The 19,478-nt window shown below is 51.7% G+C and carries 12 protein-coding genes; 7 read left to right on the forward strand and 5 right to left on the reverse strand.

Annotation, left to right across the window (positions count from 1 at the left end; translation table 11 throughout):
• Nucleotides 1–7: 7 nt before the first annotated feature.
• The 4 genes from secA (at nt 8) to HAV38_RS00330 (ending at nt 5,696) form a co-directional block, all read left to right on the forward strand.
• Nucleotides 8–2,773 carry a preprotein translocase subunit SecA gene (gene secA / locus HAV38_RS00315; protein WP_168051300.1) on the forward strand — a complete coding sequence of 922 codons (2,766 nt, stop codon included), beginning with the start codon at nt 8–10 and terminating at the stop codon, nt 2,771–2,773.
• Nucleotides 2,774–3,121: 348 nt separating this feature from the next.
• The gene (gene argJ, locus HAV38_RS00320; protein WP_168051302.1) at nt 3,122–4,360 is read left to right on the forward strand and encodes a bifunctional glutamate N-acetyltransferase/amino-acid acetyltransferase ArgJ; all 1,239 of its coding nucleotides are present in this window, start codon (nt 3,122–3,124) and stop codon (nt 4,358–4,360) included.
• Nucleotides 4,361–4,418: 58 nt separating this feature from the next.
• On the forward strand, nt 4,419–5,294 hold the full coding sequence (locus tag HAV38_RS00325) for an ATP-binding protein (protein ID WP_168051304.1): 876 nt from the start codon (nt 4,419–4,421) through the stop codon (nt 5,292–5,294).
• Nucleotides 5,295–5,696 (forward strand): NUDIX domain-containing protein, encoded by a 402-nt coding sequence (locus tag HAV38_RS00330; RefSeq protein ID WP_168051306.1) that lies wholly within the window; start codon nt 5,295–5,297, stop codon nt 5,694–5,696.
• A gap of 446 nt (nt 5,697–6,142) precedes the next feature.
• Here the strand turns inward: HAV38_RS00330 and yacG are convergent, their stop codons facing one another.
• The 4 genes from yacG to HAV38_RS00350 form a co-directional block, all read right to left on the reverse strand.
• On the reverse strand, nt 6,143–6,328 hold the full coding sequence (yacG, locus tag HAV38_RS00335; RefSeq protein ID WP_168051308.1) for a DNA gyrase inhibitor YacG: 186 nt from the start codon (nt 6,326–6,328) through the stop codon (nt 6,143–6,145).
• Between the two features lie 18 nt (nt 6,329–6,346).
• The gene (gene zapD, locus HAV38_RS00340; RefSeq protein ID WP_168051310.1) at nt 6,347–7,102 is read right to left on the reverse strand and encodes a cell division protein ZapD; all 756 of its coding nucleotides are present in this window, start codon (nt 7,100–7,102) and stop codon (nt 6,347–6,349) included.
• 119 nt (nt 7,103–7,221) lie between these two features.
• A complete protein-coding gene (gene coaE / locus HAV38_RS00345) occupies nt 7,222–7,863 on the reverse strand; it encodes a dephospho-CoA kinase (RefSeq protein WP_168051312.1) in 642 nt (213 codons plus the stop codon).
• A gap of 18 nt (nt 7,864–7,881) precedes the next feature.
• Nucleotides 7,882–8,772 (reverse strand): prepilin peptidase, encoded by an 891-nt coding sequence (locus HAV38_RS00350; RefSeq protein WP_168051314.1) that lies wholly within the window; start codon nt 8,770–8,772, stop codon nt 7,882–7,884.
• Between the two features lie 866 nt (nt 8,773–9,638).
• Here HAV38_RS00350 and HAV38_RS00355 point away from each other — a divergent pair.
• Nucleotides 9,639–10,169 (forward strand): hypothetical protein, encoded by a 531-nt coding sequence (locus HAV38_RS00355; protein WP_168051316.1) that lies wholly within the window; start codon nt 9,639–9,641, stop codon nt 10,167–10,169.
• A gap of 237 nt (nt 10,170–10,406) precedes the next feature.
• Here the strand turns inward: HAV38_RS00355 and HAV38_RS00360 are convergent, their stop codons facing one another.
• Nucleotides 10,407–14,237: an NAD(P)-binding protein gene (locus HAV38_RS00360; RefSeq protein WP_168051318.1), complete on the reverse strand. Its 3,831-nt coding sequence runs from the start codon at nt 14,235–14,237 to the stop codon at nt 10,407–10,409.
• Between the two features lie 410 nt (nt 14,238–14,647).
• Here HAV38_RS00360 and HAV38_RS00365 point away from each other — a divergent pair, with 410 nt between their 5' ends.
• Nucleotides 14,648–15,904 carry a metallophosphoesterase family protein gene (locus HAV38_RS00365; RefSeq protein WP_168051320.1) on the forward strand — a complete coding sequence of 419 codons (1,257 nt, stop codon included), beginning with the start codon at nt 14,648–14,650 and terminating at the stop codon, nt 15,902–15,904.
• 5 nt (nt 15,905–15,909) lie between these two features.
• Nucleotides 15,910–19,374: a YhaN family protein gene (locus HAV38_RS00370; RefSeq protein WP_168051322.1), complete on the forward strand. Its 3,465-nt coding sequence runs from the start codon at nt 15,910–15,912 to the stop codon at nt 19,372–19,374.
• Nucleotides 19,375–19,478: the final 104 nt, after the last annotated feature.

A 19,478-nucleotide genomic window follows, 5' to 3' on the forward strand; every position in this document is an offset into this window, starting at 1 on the left:
TCCAAGCATGTCATTACTGACCCAGATTTTCGGTAGCCGCAACCAGCGACTGCTCAAGCAATACCAAAAAACTGTAAGCCAAATTAACGGCCTTGAGCCGACAATGGAAAAATTGTCGGACGCGCAGTTAAAAGCGAAAACTGCAGAGTTCAAGCAGCGTATTGAGGGCGGTGAAAAGCTCGATGATATGTTGCCAGAAGCATTTGCAGTATGCCGTGAGGCCGGTAAGCGTGTGCTCAAAATGCGCCACTTTGACGTCCAGTTAATTGGTGGCATGGTCCTGCATTACGGCAAAATCGCCGAAATGGGCACGGGCGAAGGTAAGACGCTGATGGCAACATTGCCAGCCTACCTGAACGCCTTGTCGGGTAAGGGCGTGCATGTGGTGACGGTCAATGATTATCTGGCGCAGCGCGATGCGGACTGGATGGGGCGTTTGTATAGCTGGCTCGGCCTGACCACCGGTGTGAATTTGTCCGCTGTCGAGCACGACGACAAGCAGATCGCTTATTTGGCCGATATCACTTACGGCACGAATAACGAGTTCGGCTTCGATTATCTGCGCGACAACATGGTGTTTGAAGCTGGCGACCGCGTGCAGCGCGTGTTGAACTTCGCCATCGTCGATGAAGTTGATTCGATTTTGATCGACGAGGCGCGTACGCCGCTGATTATTTCCGGTCAGGCAGAAAATCATACTGATCTCTACCAAAAAATTAATTCTTTGCCACCCCTGCTGACGTTGCAAGTCGGCGAGGAAACGCCTGACGGCAAAGGCAAAGTTGAGGTACCCGGCGATTATACGAAGGACGAGAAGGCGCATCAGGTCTTGCTGACCGAAGCCGGTCACGAAAAAGCTGAGCAAATTCTGACCAACATGGGCTTGCTCGCCGAAGGCGCATCGCTGTATGACGCGGCCAATATCAGCCTGATTCACCATTTGTACGCTGCTTTGCGCGCGCATTCGCTGTATCACAAGGATCAGCATTACGTTATTCAAAACAATGAAGTCGTCATCGTGGATGAATTTACCGGCCGCATGATGCAGGGACGTCGTTGGTCGGATGGTTTGCATCAGGCCGTAGAAGCCAAGGAAGGCGTTCAGATTCAGAACGAAAACCAGACGCTCGCCTCGATTACCTTCCAGAATTATTTCCGGATGTACGGCAAGTTGGCGGGCATGACCGGTACTGCCGATACTGAAGCGTACGAATTTCAAGAAATCTACGGTCTGGAAACAGTCGTTATTCCCCAGAATCGTCCAAATCAGCGAAAAGACCGTCAAGATCAGGTATACAAGTCATCGAACGAAAAGTACAACGCAATGCTGATCGATATTCAGGATTGCTACGAGCGCGGACAACCCGTGCTGGTGGGAACGACGTCGATTGAGAATTCAGAACTGTTGTCAGGGATTCTGGATAAGGCCAAGTTGCCGCATAACGTTCTGAACGCCAAGCAACATGCCCGCGAAGCCGAGATCATCGCCCAGGCAGGTAGCCCTAAGGCGATTACTATCGCTACCAATATGGCCGGTCGCGGTACCGATATTGTGTTGGGCGGCAGTGTTGAGAAACAAGTGCAGTTTATTGAAGCGAATGATCAGCTAAGCGATACCGAGAAGGCATTGCAATCGGCCAAGTTGGTCAGTGAATGGCAATCGTTGCACGACCATGTCACGAACGCAGGCGGTTTGCACATCATTGGTACCGAACGGCACGAGTCACGCCGGGTCGATAACCAGTTGCGTGGTCGTGCGGCGCGTCAGGGCGATCCTGGATCTTCACGTTTTTACCTGTCACTGGATGATGCGTTGTTGCGGATTTTTGCTGGTGACCGCGTTCGCTCTATCATGGACCGTCTGAAGATGCCGGAAGGCGAGCCAATTGAAGCGGGTATCGTCTCCCGCTCAATTGAGTCTGCACAGCGCAAGGTAGAAGCGCGTAACTTCGATATCCGCAAGCAATTGCTTGAGTATGACGATGTCGCCAACGATCAGCGTAAGGTCATTTATCAGCAGCGTAATGAGTTGCTGGAATCGCGCGACGTGTCAGAGATGGTCGGTTCGTTGCGCCATGGTGTACTGCACGATACCTTCCGCCTGTATGTTCCTGCCGAGTCGCTGGAAGAACAGTGGGATATTCCTGCGCTTGAAGCGGCGCTGGGCAGCGAGTTACATTTAGAGATTCCACTCGCCAAGGTATTGGAACTGGAACCCAATCTGACCGACGATGAGTTGTTGGAGCGTGTGTTGAACGCGGCAGACGCCGAGTATGCCGGCAAGTCAGAAGTCGTCGGTAAAGAATCATTTGCCGGGTTTGAGCGTAGCGTCATGTTGCAAAGCGTTGATAGCCATTGGCGCGAACATCTGGCAGCACTCGATCACCTGCGTCAGGGTATCCATTTGCGTGGTTACGCGCAAAAGAATCCGAAGCAGGAATACAAACGTGAAGCGTTTGAACTGTTCGGGCAAATGCTGGATCTGATCAAAAACGAAGTTGTGCGTGTGGTAATGACGGTGCGTATCGAAAACCGCGAAGAGATCGCGGCAGTCGAGGAAGAAATGTCGCACTCGCATCTGGAAAACGTCCATTTTCAGCACGCAGATTTTAATCCGAATGCCGGCGCCGAAGAGTTGTTAGCACCAACGGCACATCCGGACGAAGCCCGATTGCAAGCGTTGGTCGATACAGTCCCGAAGGTAGGCCGTAACGATCCTTGTCCTTGCGGAAGTGGCAAAAAATACAAGCAGTGCCACGGCCAGCTATCGTAATAGCGATAAAACCGGCGCTAGCATCGGGGTCGCTATAAATCTGGCAGGACAAAAAGCAAAGGCGGAGCCGGGAAACCAGCTCTGCTTTTTTTCTGGCGAGTCGGCCCGATCGAATGTCCCGATGCCAGCTTATCCGATTAAAATAGCTCCCTTGGCTACACGTTACCAAAACAATTTTTAACCTGTCCGGTCGCTTGAAGGTCGGTTGAAGAATCGCTTAAGAACAGCACGGCGAGGTTTTAGTCGTATGACTTACTTTAGCGTGGTTTTTTCACTGTGCGGAGCAGGTTTCCACACTATTTTTAGTTTTGATCTTATTTTCGATTTTGTCTTTTATTTAGGATACTCATGGCCGTTAATTCCCCACTCCCTGTTGCGTCTGATCTGAAACCAGTTGCCGGTATCGAACTTGGCTACACGGAAGCCGGTGTGCGCAAGGCGAATCGCAAGGATTTACTGGTCATGAAGCTGGCACCGGGCGCGACAGTTGCTGGCGTTTTTACGCTCAATCGGTTTTGCGCTGCGCCGGTCCAGGTCAGCAAGGCACATCTTGCGGCCGCCCGGGTTTCCGGTGAACCGATTTGTGCCCTGGTTATCAATACCGGCAATGCAAACGCAGGCACCGGTGAGACCGGTCTGGCGGCGGCAAATGCAACCTGTGCTTCGCTGGCAGCGTTACTCGGCTGTCAACCGGCACAAATTTTGCCTTTTTCAACAGGCGTGATTTTAGAGTCCTTGCCTCTGGATAGAATTCAGGCAGGTTTGCCCGGCGCATTGAAGAATTTGGATGCCGACAACTGGTTTAACGCCGCAGAAACCATCATGACCACGGATACGCAGCCTAAGGCTGCGTCGCAAACCGTCATCGTTGCCGGGAAATCAGTCACGATGACAGGCATCAGCAAAGGTGCTGGCATGATCAAGCCAAACATGGCTACCATGCTTGGTTTTCTGGCAATGGATGCCAAGGTCGCCCAGCCGGTGCTGGATCAACTGGTTAAGCATGCGGCGGATCAATCTTTCAATTGCATCACGATTGATGGCGATACATCAACTAATGACTCCTTCATGTTGATCGCCACCGGGGCGGGCGCGTTGCAGGTTGATAGCGTTGATTCTCCAGAATATAGTGCGCTTGCCCAAGCCGTCACCGATTTGTCGCAACGTTTGGCGCAGGCGATTGTGCGCGACGGTGAAGGCGCGACCAAATTTATTACGGTCACGGTGGAAGATGGCAAAAACGTGGAAGAGTGCCGCAAAATTGCCTATTCGATAGGCCATTCACCGTTGGTGAAGACCGCATTTTTTGCCTCAGATCCTAACCTTGGCCGGATTTTGGCAGCGATCGGTTATGCGGGCGTGGACGATCTTGATGTGGAGAAAATCAATCTTTACCTTGACGATGTCTGGGTTGCCAAAGACGGTGGTCGCAATCCTGATTACCTTGAGTCGGATGGACAACGCGTAATGAAACAAAGTGAAATCGCCGTCCGCGTAAAACTGGGACGTGGCGCTGCCGCTGCGACCATCTGGACCTGCGATCTTTCGCATGAATACGTCACCATCAACGCGGACTATCGCTCTTGATTTGACAGCGGCTCGAACTGCGCCGCATGGATTATTTGAATAACCGGATAGTGTGACTATGACGCAATTAGACCAATTTTTACTGCGTGCTGAAGCCGTGCTGGCACGCCTCGAAGCAATCCTGCCGAACCCGAATGCGGTACCTGACTGGCAGAGTGCCATCGCTTTTCGCTGGCGTCGGCGCAATGGTAGCCAGGGCGGCGGCTACTTGCAAGCGGTACGTCATATGTCCGCTATCGGCTTATCCGATTTGCACAACATCACTGCGCAAAAGGTGCAGATTGATCAGAATACGCGTCAGTTTGTGGCTGGCAAGCCCGCCAATAACGTGCTGTTAACGGGTGCACGCGGGACCGGCAAGTCATCGCTGATTAAGGCTTGTCTGAACCAGTACGCGGATAAGGGCTTACGGTTGATAGAAGTCGACAAGGATGATCTGGCGGACTTGCCAGATATCGTGGAACTGGTCGCTGGACGGGCTGAGCGTTTCATCATTTTTTGTGATGACTTGTCGTTTGAAGAGGGTGAAAGTGGTTATAAAGCGTTAAAAGTCGCCTTGGACGGCAGTATCGCTACGCAGTCCGATAACGTGTTGATTTATGCGACGTCCAATCGACGCCACCTGTTGCCGGAGAAAATGTCTGATAACGCATCTTACAAAACGACCGAGGACGGCGATCTGCATCCGGGCGAGACGGTAGAAGAACGCATTTCGTTGTCCGAGCGTTTTGGGTTGTGGGTGACGTTCTATCCGTTTAAGCAGGATGATTATCTGGATATTGTGGCGCACTGGCTCGGGCACTTCGGTTGTAACGCTGAACAGATTGCTGAAGCACAGGGGGATGCGTTACGTTGGGCATTGCAGCGCGGCTCTCGCTCCGGGCGAATAGCATGGCAATTTGCTAAGGATCATGCTGGTCGGATGGCGTCCTAGATGACAGAAGTCAGTGCACCGCCGGTGGATGTTGCGGTCGGCATATTGGTGCGGCCCAATGGTGATGTGCTGCTTGGGCAGCGTCCTGAGGGGAAGCCTTACGCCGGGTACTGGGAGTTTCCGGGTGGTAAAGTGGAACGCGGGGAGTCAATTTTTGCGGCGTTGCAACGGGAGTTCATGGAAGAGTTAGGCGTGGAGATTATCTCTGCAGAGGCATGGTGTGGGGTGCAATATCAGTATCCTCACGCAAATGTTCGGCTGCATTTTTATATTTGTCGTGAGTGGCGGGGCGAGCCGCAAAGTTTGGAGGGGCAGGCTTTTGCGTGGCAGGGAAGCGTTGCGGTTTCGCCGCTGTTGGAGGCTACTGTGCCGCTGATTGAGTGGTTGGATCAGGTCAGGTGAGGAAGCTTCGGCTATCGTTTGATAGCGTTTGATAATGCGCCATTGGGCGCGGATGTGTTTATGTAAGCGGTGGCCGATTTTTTGGTTGCTGAAACGGGTAGTACTCCGTGGATGCTGGTCGGGTGTGGCCCGACAGCCAGTGTCTTTATTTTGCTTGGCTAGGCGCCCCCCCGCAAATAAAGGCACCAAACAAAAGGCGACCGCAGAGGCGTGGCCCGCCGTTGGCGGGTCCCCGATTATTTCGACTGTCAGTCGGGTCGAAATACCAACTCGCTGGCGCTCAAACAGGTATTCCGACAATTCCCGTCTGACAGCCGAAATAACCGGCAACGCCTATGACGGGGTGGGTCAACTGCCAGTTCAACGGCAACCGCAACCGCCTTTGTGGTTGACGTCATTCGGTTTTGAACGACGCCCGTATTCAAGCGCCGCAGATTTACACAATCTTATTGCGCCAATTTGTTGTCGTCATCAATATCATCCGGCGGATTGACGGCGGGGATGGTGTATTTCTCTTCGGCCCAGGCGCCCAGATCGATTTGCTTGCAGCGTTCGGAGCAAAAGGGGCGGAATTTGTTTGTCTCGGTCCATTCGACTTTGGACCCGCAAGTAGGACAATCGACTATAGCCATATGGTTGAAAATTTTAAATTAAAAATTGCAGAGGGTTAGTTCGAAGGGGACCTCGCCTTCGAAAGCCTTCGGTTTCAGGTCGCCGCCTTGGGATGTGTAACGTATCCAGAGCATGTATTTGTTTGCCGAAATTTCGGGGATTGCACCTAATTGTTCATTCAGGGTAATACGTAACATCTGATAGGATTTCCCCTGCAACATTTGTTGATAGCTGCCGTTCTCTGCGCTGATTTTGACGGGGTGACCGGTTTCACGCAGTAAGCGTAACACGATACCGATGGCGTCAAATAGCGGTGCAAGCGGCGAGAACCAACTTAAAATGTCGGCGTAACGTTTCTCTGCGGGATGGTGTTGCCACGCGTAGTAGGACGGTAGGTCGAATTCACATGCTCCGCCCGGGATGATAGTGCGACCGCGGATGCTCATTAACCATTCGTTTTCACGGATGTGCTGACCGGTCCGACCCTGCATTCCCTTCAGCGCTTCGCTGGTCTGGTCAAGTTCGTTCAAGACTGCATCCAGCATTTCTGGCAGAACATTGGGATTAGATCTAAAACTCATTAAAGTTTGCCGCTGGCGCTCAAGTTCTTGCAGCAGGTCCATTTTCAGATCTGCACGTCCGGCGACTTCGAGCATCTCAAAGATCGTGGATAGCGCGATGTGATGCTGCAAAGGACTTGCCTGACTTACAAAAAAAACGAATTTCTCGTGTAGGTCTTCCAGTCGCAATAAAGTTCGAATGCGCTCATTAAAAGGATATTCGTAAACGATCAAAGTAACATCCCTTTATTATGATGGACCCAACAAGTAGTGATTCTGACCGATGCGCAGCAAAATTACAAATGCTCAGCCATTTTAATTAAAAAATCCCGTCTCAGCGATAAGCGGTCGTATCAACTTTTTGCAATCAGGGATTGATAAAACGCATGTAACCGTTCGACCTGAGGTGTTAGCGCTTCGATATCAGAGTTGTTAGTAATAACATCAGTGGCCGCTTGCAGGCGCTGTTGACGGGTTGCTTGCGCTGCCATGATGGCCCGGACTTGTGGCTCGGTCATTGCGTTGCGTTCCATTACACGTCTGATCTGGGTCTGCTCATCGCAATCAACCACTAATATGCGCGTCAGGCGCTGTGGCCAAGTGCCGGACTCGACCAATAAAGGAATTGCCAGCATTACATATAAACCGCGCGCCCGATTAATTGCCAGCGCGGTTTCGGCGCGAATCAATGGATGCAAAATGGCTTCCAGACGTTGCTTGGCGCTCGCGTCCGAAAATACATGATCGCGCATTTTTTTGCGGTCCATTGCGCCGTTGGCGGCGATGAATTCGTTGCCAAAGGCGGTTTGAATAGGGGCGATCCCCGCGCCGTCTTTGGCGGTGAGCGCATGGGCGATCAGGTCGGTATCAACGATTGCGGCGCCACGTGCGGCAAACAGATTGGTAACGGTTGTTTTACCGCTGCCGATGCCACCCGTGAGGCCGACTCTGAAAGACGCGGCTGGCTTTACGTCAAGCGGGAGAGGCTTAAGCATGATCTCTGAAGGTTACCATTAAAGTACATAACCAAAATAAGCTTCTAAAATTTGATGACCATACAATAAAGCCAGCAATCCGGCACCCGCCAGATAGGGGCCAAACGGGATGGGTTTGTCGCGGCCATGCCGACTAAAAACAATCAACGCAATGCCGACTATTGCACCGACCAGCGATGAGAGCAATATAATAATTGGCAACATTTTCCAGCCCAGCCACGCGCCGAGTGCGGCTAATAACTTGAAATCGCCGTAGCCCATGCCTTCTTTACCGGTGGCGAGCTTGAACAACCAGTAAATCGCCCACAATGCGAAATAACCGGCAGCGGCCCCGATTACGGCCTCAGTGATTGGGACAAAGGTCCCGCTAATATTAATCAATAGCCCGGCCCAGAGTAAACCTAGTGTCAGATCGTCGGGCAACAACTGCGTATCCGCGTCTATAAACGTCATGGCGATCAACAAATAGACGAACAGCAACGTCCCGAGTCCCATCAGGCCACTACCAAAGCGCCAAATCATGAAGCCGGACAGAAAGCCGGTAAGCAACTCAATGATCGGATAGCGCTTTGAAATAGGCATCTTGCACGCTGCACACTTCCCACCGAGCACCAGATAGCTGATCACGGGGATGTTCTCGAGCGCGCCGATCTGGTGATTGCATTGCGGGCAGGCCGAGCGCGGCAACGTTAAGTTGTAGCGCTCTGTATGCGGTAACGCCTGACCGCTTTCCTGAGCGACATAGTTATCCGATTCACGCTGCATCATTTTAGGCAGTCGATGAATCACAACGTTCAAAAAACTGCCTATCAGCATCCCGAAAATAGCGGCAAATATCGTGGGAATAAGGTTGCCGGAGGGGGCGAAGAGGACACCGCTAAGCGCGTTATTTGTTAAAAGATCGATCATCCGTTTTAGTCGCTTTGTCAGTTATCAGTGTATGTACGTCGGGAGCTCGCACCGACTTCTTGGAACTTGTTCCGGATCTGATTCCCCGGCCTAATTGGTGATAAATATTGCTAGAAATCTTAATGGTCTAAAGACCACCCGTTTTTTACGCGCTATTTATCACCAAATTACGCCCGCTCGTTGGGTCTGATCGCGTCGCCACGCATTTTGCGCCAAAAAAACGTCTGGTACTACGCAATGTGTAAAGGTTAAATAAAATTCGTTAACAAGCGTTTTATTACAGCATGAAAAGTGTGTGCAAAACCGTTTATTTCGAGCAATGCGCGTCTTTTACTTATTTTGGTGTCCGTTGATTGGTTCTAGCCGTCGATTCGGTGACGCCATTTCTGTATCGATAAATGTCGCGTTAAGTGTGACAAAAAGCGGCCCCGCGGCGTATTAACAACGGTTGCAACGACTTCAAATCACGGGCCGAGGACCTCATCATAGGCAGCCATATGGTTTGTGCTTTTGCTTATATTTTCGCTAGAGCCATTGATAGGGCCGGTTTGGGGATTGTGTGCCTTTCACAAATGACGTCTGACATGCCGGACAGAGTGACGCTAACGCCATGCCGTGGCATTCGCTGGCTAGACGAACCGTACATAAACGGTGTGAAGGCGGGGATTTACTGTATCTTCATAGAAAGAAAAGTATTGCGTCAAACATTGGTGCAATGTGTTCAGTTTTTTGCGAACCGATAGCCGGTTAGCAGGTCCGACCCAGCTTTGAAGATGCAATTACCCCAAAGTCGCGCGGATCATGTTTGCTTTAATCGCACGCTAGCTCGCAACGGCGTTGTCGGTATTTATAACAGGGGATATTTCATGGCATGGCATCTACGCAAGGCATCTCTTGGTGCCGCTCTCTGGGCTGGTCTGATCGCGATCCTAATCAATACAGTCCTGCTACATATGGCGGATTTTATTCCGTTACAGACCGCTCACGGAGGTTTGCTCAACCTGTTAGACCTGGCTTTTGGCACAACGCTCGTAAAACTTGGCGTCGCCAGTGTGTGGCGCGTACTAGGTCTGCCGACACCGGACGGGGCCATTTTCAGGACAGGATTTCATGTCCTCGTGGGACTGGGGATGGCGATCGTGTACGCCTTTATTATTGAGCCGCGCCTGCCCGGGCCGGCTTGGGTCAAAGGGTTAATGTATGCGCTGGCGTTGTGGTTGCTCAATACCCTATTGATCTTGCCTTTGATCGGCGAGGGGATTGCTGGTAGCAAGCATTTGAGTGATGCGGGTATGGCTTATTATGCTGCTACGCATACGGTATTTTTCGTGCTCCTGGCGTTGCTATATGCGCTGTTTTCCCCTTCTCGCGTCCAGCAGAGCTTGCGGTATCGCTGAGCAGCGCCGCAGCACACGCTCGAATACGGCAGCGGCAGATACACGTAAGGGAGGGAGCTGATTCCGGTTAATTATTTCACCTAAAAACGTGTATCGGGAGGCTGCTGCGTCGCAATGAACGCAGCAGCCAACAACTTCGACGGCAGGCCGTCTGTAAGGGATCTCAATCGTTCCACGCTACCGGCCGAGTCACTAATTACTACTATGTGTCGTGCCGATACCCATTTGCGGTCCGGGTTACTCTGCGTTTATCTGTCTTCTATATTGCCCCGCGAGTATCTCCTCTGCCGCTTTTTTCCCGGCCAGAAACGCGTGATCCGAATTGTAATACTCCCATTCGCTATAGCGTCCCGCTAACACAACGTCATGTTGCGCCAACCACGTTTTAATGGTGGCGACGTTAGCCAGACGCGCATGGTCGTAGACGACGTAAGCATAGGGAATATCCACCAGATTACTGGTCAGCAATTTATCTTCCGACGTCAGCATGCCGACTTTGATGCAATCCGCGACGCAACGGTCGATCAGTGCCTGTCCATCTACCGGCAATGGCTTCCAGGGTGAATATGAAATCTCGCAAGTCAATCCGAATCCACCCGGCGGATTGCAAAGTGGACTGGTATTTCCCTGAACAAAGATGCGATGGAAAATTGATTCTTCCGGATAATAGACCCAGTGTTTATCCGTGATATTTTCGCGGTTAATCCCCAAATTCACACAGCGAACCGAGACGTGGCGCAGGGCCTGGGCCGCCGCCCGTACAGCGGCGGGCGCTTCCTTGCCGATCAATTTCACCAGTTCCGGTAATGGCATGGTGCTGATCAAATGGTCGTAGTGTATGCGTCGTCCGTCAGATAACGTGACGATATGTTCGCGAGGTAGTAAATGGACTATCTCCGTCGAGGTCGCCACTTCTCCTTTTATATAAGGCAGGAAGCCATTCATAAGGGCTTGAAAGCCACCCTTTAATGGATAACCAAAGCGCGCGTTCGGTCCCATAGGCCTGGCCACCGGCTCGAGTGCACCTTGAATTATTTCTTTTAAATCGGGTAGGGGCACCCGGCCGCCGAGCCATGACGTTTCCATTTCTGTTAGTGGAACGGTCCATAGTTTTTTGTTGTATGGAATTGCAAAATGTTTAGCAATGCCCGCACCCCAGACCTTATAAATAAATTGCTCAAAATTATGCGGGTCAGTCGACTGAACGGCGGTAGCAATTAAGGCATCCGCGCTCATGGTCCCATCGCCACAACAATCTTCAACCGGAGGCAGGATTGCGGCCTGCGCGATGCCGACACCGCCGAGAGTTCTTGGCGGTTGCGTTCCCTGCTTACCCTGTTTACCATAACGCGCCTCAATCGCCCCGAGAACACACTCTGCAATCACCGTCGGGGGCAGACCGTATAACGCGCCTTGAAACGGATAGCGCGTATGTACGCCTTTGCTGTAGACCCATGCTTCGCGATTCTGCCAGTGCAGGTTGTCGCCTAACAAAATCTTATAAAGTTCAAGAACGTACGCATCGTTCGAGAACATGATGTGTCCTGCATGATCGAAAGTGAAACCTTCATCGTTCACGGAACGGCACCAGCCTCCGACTTCCGCATTTTTTTCAAGCAGGAGCGCGCCCTCGCCGTAATGATAAGCCGCACTTAAACCAGTAGGACCGGCTCCGACGATCACGCATGGAGAGGATTGAAGCGCCCCATTCACCGGGACGTCCTTCCGTTCTAATTTGTCGGAAAAGTAATCCTCACTCAGTCCAGAGAGTGGAACCGGCTTTTTTTCGGCGATACGTTTTTGTAAAAGGGTCCCCATTTGCGCCACAGTGTCGTCCCAGGAGGTCGCCGCTACGACTTGCCGCATCTTGGTGATCAATGCCGATTTTTGCGGTTCCGTCAGCGCGAGCGCCTGTTCGCACCCGGTAATAAAGGCGGGGATGTCGCGTGCGACGGTCACTATGGTGCCGTAAGGTTGTTCGACGTCGGCAATAGCGGTACTGACGATGGGGAGTTCCGCTGCCATGTATTCGAGCACCTTGGTAGGGCTGATATAGCGGGTCGCCTCGTTTAACGCGAACGGTAGTAAGCAGACGTCCCAACCCGCCAAAAATTGCGGCAAAACTTTATAGGGCTGCTGCCCCATATAATGAATATTTGCACGGCGCGGCAAATTTGCGGGATCAATTTTTACCACCGGTCCCACCAACACGATCTGCCACTCAGGGTGCGTATCGGCCATCGCAGCAATCAACGCCACATCAAAGCGTTCATCAATCACACCAAAAAATCCCAGGCGCGGGTAGGGGATGTTTTCCTGCGCGGGGTGGGCGTTTGTGCGATCAAGCGCTTGCTCAAAATGGACCACATCAACGCTACTGGAAAAACAGTACGCATTGTTATGACGCTTACGCTTTGCCTCATACAGGCTCGGTCCACCGGTGAATAATATATCCGCGATATTGAGTAGCGCGGACTCCCTCTGAAGCAATTGTTTGGGCGAATTTTTGAAACCGGATAGCTCATCCATGCAATCATAAACGACTAAACAAGGCTGAAGTTCTTGCAACAACGGCAGCGCCATTGGTGTATAGAACCACACGATAGGCGCCTCATCAGCGCGCGCGATCTGCGCCAGCAAAGGCTTTAGTATGGGCAACTGATCATCGTGAAACCCGGCTGCTTTGATCGGCGTATGGGGGCGGTACACCGTAAGGTTGGGGGCGGCCTCCAAAACTTCCATAAAGCTTTCGCCTTCATGGAACACGGGTTCTTCGATAAATAAAATTTTGTAATGGTGTGCCAGACGCGACAGCAATTGTTGTGGCCGTTGGTAAACGAAATCCCAGCGAAGATGGCAGAACACGATGATGGTAGGCATGAAACGCTCCTTTCGCCCTGAGAGGGCATTGGTTGAGCAAAGGTTTTGAGTCAACTGTTGTGCTTGGTGAACGGCCAGTGCATACGGTTGGCACAGCACGCGGGCCAAGGGATCTGCCTGCGTCGGCGCGACATCCCATAAACCGCTGCGGTGCCAGGAACATGGATCGCTCCAATCAGGACGGTCGATAATCGGATAGATACAGATGCCACTCAGGTCGACGCCTTTTTGCATCGCCACTGCAACCTCCTGTGCGATCTCGCGGATCCAGACACCGCGTCCGCTGCCCACGTGGCTTGTTTCCGCTAACAGCAAAGGCCGCTGGTAGCGCGCATACAACTCAACCAGTAATTGATGCAAAGGTATGCGACGCTGATCTGAAAGATGCCACCATAATCTTGCATTGGTACAGCTTTCCCACTGATTGCTGTGATAATAATTGGCGCCCATTAAATCCAGATAACGTGGCGCGCCACCTAACTCCGGATCCTTGCGTCCACATAGCATGTCCCATGCGTCAAATTGCGAAGAGCGAAGGTATCGCGCCGCGCCGCCGTCATCGTGGTTCTCTGGCGAAACGAGATGAATCAATGGATCGCAATGCAGGATGCGCGCCTGCGGAATACTTTCCCAGATAGCATCGCACCCGGCCAGCGTCGCGCGTACTAATTGCCGCTTACCTTCCTCCGGTGCGGTGTTGTGGTCAGAATTCAGGCAATAAAACATGCCAGTCGATAATCCCCAACTGGTAAAAGAAATTTCGTTGATCGGAGAAAAAACCGGCACGCCCACCGAAAACGGGGCCAGGAAGGCTGCGACATGACGACAGAATCGTGCAAACCGCGGCACAAAATCGGGTCCATAAAGATCGATATCTGAAGGCCAACCATAATGACAAAGGGTCCAGCATATTTGCAAACCCATTTCCTGCGCCACGCGTGCGCGCGTCGCAATGGATGAAAAGTCGAATTCACCGTCACGTTCAACCAGCCGCCAACCGACGCTTTCCCGCACAGTACGAATATCAAACTGCCGCAATAATTCATAATCTGCACGCACCCGATCTATATGTCCGGTAGAGTCGTTCATCGACACCGGCTGTTGCCCATAACTGATGTGGTCCGCACCTTCGTACCCCGCCTGCCAGAACGTGCTGTACACGGTGGACATGCAAGCCGTGTTATTCATGCTGGTAATTTAAAATGCAGTTTTCAGTTGCTGTGCGCATGCTCAACCCCTTCAATAGTTGCGCCATCCCATTTAAATGCAACGTGAATTGAAGGGGCGACGAAATAAGCTTGTCTCATCATAACGAAATCGGGTAAATACACTATCAGGTAAAACCCGATGTTGGGGTAGGAATAAATGACGGGTTTAGCAAGACGCAGATACCTGCCAATGCAAAGCAGAGATTTATATTTCCGCCATGAGCCAGGTCCTTTTATTGGGTGCTCAGAAAAAAATTAAGCGCAATTAAAATTTCCTGCGGTTTGTCCATTTCCCCGGCATTATGGGAGACGTCAATAACCCAGGACGCGCATCGGTGATAACGTGACCTACCCATGGAATGTCGTTATTGCACCCAACAGGAAATAGCTATGAAATTCATCCACGCCGCCGATATCCATCTCGACAGTCCCTTGACCGGGCTTAGCGCCTACCCTGACGCGCCTGTGGAAATGCTGAGAACCGCCACAAGACGCGCATTCACCAACCTCTGTGATGAGGCTATCGATCAAAAAGTGGACTTTCTGCTGATTGCAGGGGACCTTTATGACGGTAGCTGGAAAGATTTTAATACCGGCATCTTTTTTTGTAAGCAAATGGGACGTCTCAAGAAGGTGAATATTCCGGTGTATATTTTGTACGGCAATCATGACGCTGAAAACGAAATGACTAAGACGTTACAGCTTCCAGATAACGTGTTCACGTTTGAGGCACGCAAATGCACCACTCACCTGATACCGCATCTTAAAGTTGCTCTTCATGGCCGCAGCTTCAAGGATGCCGCAACCACTGAAAATTTAGTCACAAGTTATCCGACGCCAACGGATGGCATGTATAACATCGGTGTTTTACATACCGCGTTAGAAGGTAACTCGGCGCATCCAAATTATGCTCCTTGTACTGTCGGCGAGTTGCACGCAAAAGGCTATGATTATTGGGCTTTGGGGCACGTTCATGAATACTCTGTCATTAGCGGGGCCGCAACGATCGTTTTTCCAGGAAACCTGCAGGGCCGCCATGTCAAGGAAAGCGGACCACGCGGTGCCGTGCTGGTTACGGTCGACGGACATGGGGACTGCGTGCTTGAGCGTCTTATTGTGGACGTTATTCGTTGGCATACTTTGATAGTTGATGTTTCCAGCTGTGTTGTGTTGGCCGATGTGGTGCGAACGGTGGGCCTGCAGCTTGAAGCGTTGGTCGCAACCAGTCCGGCGCATATTCCCTCTGCCGTGCGCATCAGCATCAATGGTCGTACGGCCGTCCATGGGGAGCTATTTGGTCTGGCCCGTCAACTTCGTACTGAAATTTTAGCGCTCGCAGCAGCTACCGACCCCGACTCTCTTTGGATCGAAAAAGTGCAGATTAATACAAGCGACCTCGACCACAACGAGAATTTGTCCCTTCGCGGCGATGCCGTTGCTGATCTGCAAACTATTCTTGATCAGGCAGAAAATGATCCGGAATTTGTCGACGCACTGAAGGCGGACCTCATGGCTTTAATCACCAAGGCTCCGATCGAACTTCAGACCAGCGTGTCTTACTTCAAGGAAATTCGTGCCGGCGACGTGAGCCGAATACTGGCAGAGGTCAGACCAGCACTGGTGGCTTATCTGGCGAAAGCGGAGTAACGGAAATGCGACTACATCAGCTACAACTCATCAAATACGGTAAGTTCACGGACCGCAGCGTTGACTTCCCGAAGGCTGTACACGATTTCCACTTTATCGTTGGTCCAAATGAAGCGGGCAAATCAACCTTGCGCAGTGCTATCCAGGATTTATTATTTGGTATTGCAACGCGCTCACCCTTGGCGTTCGTCCATCCTTTAAGCGATCTGCGCTTGGGAGCATCAATCTCTGAAGGTGACATGGCACTTGATTTCCATCGTGCGAAGGCGACTAAAAACACGCTTCGTACACCGCACAATGAGGCGATGACAGACACGGTACTCGTCCCTTTTCTGGGCGCGACGGACCGTAATTTTTTCGATCAGATGTTTGGCCTGGATCACGCCAAATTGATCCAGGGAGGAAAAAGTATACTTTCGGCAGAAAACGATATCGGCCAAATTTTATTTCAATCGGCTGCCGGCATAGCGGGGTTGGGTAAAATTCGTGATGCGCTGGTTACTGAAGCAGAAAGCCTGTGGGGGCCACGCAAGGCAGCCGATCGCGAATATTATATTGCGCAAGAAAAGCTTGACGATGCTAGTGCAATGCTAAAGGCGGCATCTATCAAGGCCAAGGCATGGGAGGAAGCAAACCGAACGGTCGACGAATTACAAACGGCATTGAGCGACGAGATTGCGTTGCACGGAAAGCTGAACGGGAATCGTAATCGGTTGGAGCGGCTGCGTCGGACAGCACCATTTTGGATCACTATCCGTGAAATGGAAAATCAACTTCGGGACTTGGGGGAGGTCATCGAAATGTCGGCGAACGCTGAAGTCCAGCTTGCGAAAGCGCTAGTGGATAAGGCTGGTGGGGAGCACCAACTTGATTTCCGCGATAGCGAAGTCGAACGTATTTCTCTGGAACTAAAAAACGTCCCGCTCAATAACGCAGTGTTTGAATGTTCCTCAGATATAACGGACCTGAATGAAAAACGTCTCCGCTATAGTGCCTATGCAAATGATATCGGACGGCGTGAAATTGAGGTCAAGGAACTTTGGAAAGAAGTGATCCGCGTTTGCGAACAGCTCACCTGGCCTGCGGAAACGGACGCGTTATTATTTCAGCGCATTCCGACACTTTTAGTAAGACGTGCTCTTGAGGCAAGCGCGCTAGCGCACAGCGGATTGCAGCAAGCGTTGCAAGGAGCGCAGTCAGCCGAAACCAGCAAGAAGAACGATTTATCCGATGTGATCGAGCAAATCAATGACCTCGGCAACCGGGTGGTTCCTGTTATTTTGCGCGCTGCGTTAAACACCGCACGCGCCATGGGGGAGACACAGTCTACTTCGCGCACCCACGAGACTAATTTGAGAAAGGCCTCAGCCGCGCTGGAAACATCGCTGCAGGCACTAGGATCCTGGAGGAAGACCGTTGCCCAACTGGCGGTATCGCTTTTACCCGAAAGTTCGACCATTTCCCGTCTTGAGCAGGACCGGCTGGCACTCTATACAGAGAACAAAAATGCTTCGCAACAATTAGAAGATGATGAAATCGAAGTAAAACGCATCGCATTATCGATCACCCAATTTCAGGATTTGCACCACCCGACAACCAAAGATGACGTCACGCACGCACGTGATCAACGAAATTTATCGTGGACGGCGATTAAAAGTCGCACCGTGACAATGGACGAGGGTGGAAATTCGTTCGAGGCGGCAATGGATCATGCCGACACGATGGCCGATCATCGACTTGATCAGGTAGAGGAAAGTGCTGCATTGCAAAGTCTTCAGCATGAATTGCAGCGCGCCATTGCTAAACATACAGCCAGTACCGCCAGATTGCTGCGTGCGGAAACTTCGGCGCACCAATTCGACACTGCCTGGAACGACACAACCAATGCCGTCGGCTTGTCGGGGCTTCCGCTAGAAGCGGCCCGCGAGTGGCTGGTAAAGACTGCAAAGACCCTGGACTGCAATGTGAGTTATCAGATGGCACAAGAGGCCGCAGACGCATACCAGGCACAGACCGCCACTGCGCGACAAACCTTATTAATCGCACTTGGAACGGTAGGGGTCGTGGTCGGCGAGGATGAGCTACTCAGCACCTTATGTGCGCATGCCGAGTTATTCATCAAGGACGCAGATAACACCGCCATTCGATACGAAGGCCTTTCAATCCAATGCAAGTCAGCGACCGCAGTGTTAAAAACATTAGCTCAATCCGTCGAGGATGCTCACCATGCACTTGCACAATGGAATAGGTCCTGGCTTGCAACGCTTGATAAAGCAAGGTTGCCACCGGATAGCAATGTGGGGTCGGCCAAGGGAGCGCTTGAGCTGATCGCTGCGCTCGAAGACAAGCTGAACAGGATGCGTGAGATTCGGGTCAATCGTATCGAGGCCATGAATGATGACCTGGCCGAATTTGACGGGCAAGCACGCAAACTTGCAGAGCAATTGGACGCAACATTGGTGTCCCAATCTGGGGCGGCCATTGCACAGGCGCTGGCGGTACGATTGCTTAAAGCACGTGAGGCGCAGAAAGATTCCGTCCGGCTCAAGACCGCATTGCGTTTAGCGCAAGAACAAGTAATCGCAGCAAAGGAAAGTATCAAGTCAGCGGATGCACAATTACAGCCCTTGCTGGAGCGAGCCCGCGTCGATACAACCGATCAGTTAGCCGATTGTATTGCCCGTTCCGCTTTAAAAAAGGTGTGTCAGAACACACTCGCCAACGCAGTCGAAAATTTTCTTGCCGGTGGCGATGGATTGACCCGAGACCGCATAGAAGGCGAGCTTGCTGAAGTGGATATCGCCGAGATCGGGACTGAACTTACGCATATTCAAGCCGCACTTTCCTCTGCTGTAGAGCGACAGGGATTGCTCTCTGCCGAGCATGCAAACGCTGTACGCAGTTTGGCGGAAATGACAGGGTCTGACGATGCCGCAACGGCGGAAGCCCGGCGACAAGAAGCCTTGGCGCAGATGACAGATGCAGCTGAACGATATGTGCGCGTCTGCACTGCAGTACGTCTTCTAAAATGGTCGATTGAGCGATACCGGGAACAGAAGCAGGGACCCATGTTGGCGCGTGCCAGTGCTTTGTTTTCAAAACTTACTCTTGGGGCTTTCAAAAAACTTCATGTGGATTTTGAAAGGGAAACTTTAACTTTGGAGGGGCAGCGCGATACCGGACAGTTGGTTGGCATCGCCGCCATGAGCGACGGTACGCGTGATCAATTATATTTTGCGCTGAGGCTTGCCGCGCTTGAGTTACACCTCGATCAGGCGTTGGCGTTGCCGTTCATCGCAGACGATTTATTCATCAACTATGATGATGATCGTGCGAAGGCCGGTTTAGAAGCACTTAAAGAACTCTCCACCAAAACGCAGGTGATTTTTCTGAGTCATCACGCGCATCTGGTAGATATAGTCAAGGAGGTTTTTGGATATGACGTGAATATTGTAACGGTAGAACGCTGATTTTCTGGGTGCTTGTCCGATAGATTCTTCGGCTTATTCTGCTCGTATTGGCTGTAGAGGCGCAAGCGCGTCGCACCGGCAAATCTACGGTCGCCACATGCCAA

This window comes from Glaciimonas immobilis, from assembly GCF_011947285.1.
In the GTDB taxonomy this organism is placed as follows: Bacteria; Pseudomonadota; Gammaproteobacteria; order Burkholderiales; family Burkholderiaceae_D; genus Glaciimonas; species Glaciimonas immobilis.

Bases quoted from the DNA above. Each gene is read 5' to 3' on its own strand.
- secA (WP_168051300.1), top strand. From the start codon at position 8: ATGTCATTACTGACCCAGATTTTCGGTAGCCGCAACCAGCGACTGCTC.
- argJ (WP_168051302.1), top strand. From the start codon at position 3,122: ATGGCCGTTAATTCCCCACTCCCTGTTGCGTCTGATCTGAAACCAGTT.
- HAV38_RS00325 (WP_168051304.1), top strand. From the start codon at position 4,419: ATGACGCAATTAGACCAATTTTTACTGCGTGCTGAAGCCGTGCTGGCA.
- HAV38_RS00330 (WP_168051306.1), top strand. From the start codon at position 5,295: ATGACAGAAGTCAGTGCACCGCCGGTGGATGTTGCGGTCGGCATATTG.
- yacG (WP_168051308.1), bottom strand. From the start codon at position 6,328: ATGGCTATAGTCGATTGTCCTACTTGCGGGTCCAAAGTCGAATGGACC.
- coaE (WP_168051312.1), bottom strand. From the start codon at position 7,863: ATGCTTAAGCCTCTCCCGCTTGACGTAAAGCCAGCCGCGTCTTTCAGA.
- HAV38_RS00350 (WP_168051314.1), bottom strand. From the start codon at position 8,772: ATGATCGATCTTTTAACAAATAACGCGCTTAGCGGTGTCCTCTTCGCC.
- HAV38_RS00355 (WP_168051316.1), top strand. From the start codon at position 9,639: ATGGCATGGCATCTACGCAAGGCATCTCTTGGTGCCGCTCTCTGGGCT.
- HAV38_RS00360 (WP_168051318.1), bottom strand. From the start codon at position 14,237: ATGAATAACACGGCTTGCATGTCCACCGTGTACAGCACGTTCTGGCAG.
- HAV38_RS00365 (WP_168051320.1), top strand. From the start codon at position 14,648: ATGAAATTCATCCACGCCGCCGATATCCATCTCGACAGTCCCTTGACC.
- HAV38_RS00370 (WP_168051322.1), top strand. From the start codon at position 15,910: ATGCGACTACATCAGCTACAACTCATCAAATACGGTAAGTTCACGGAC.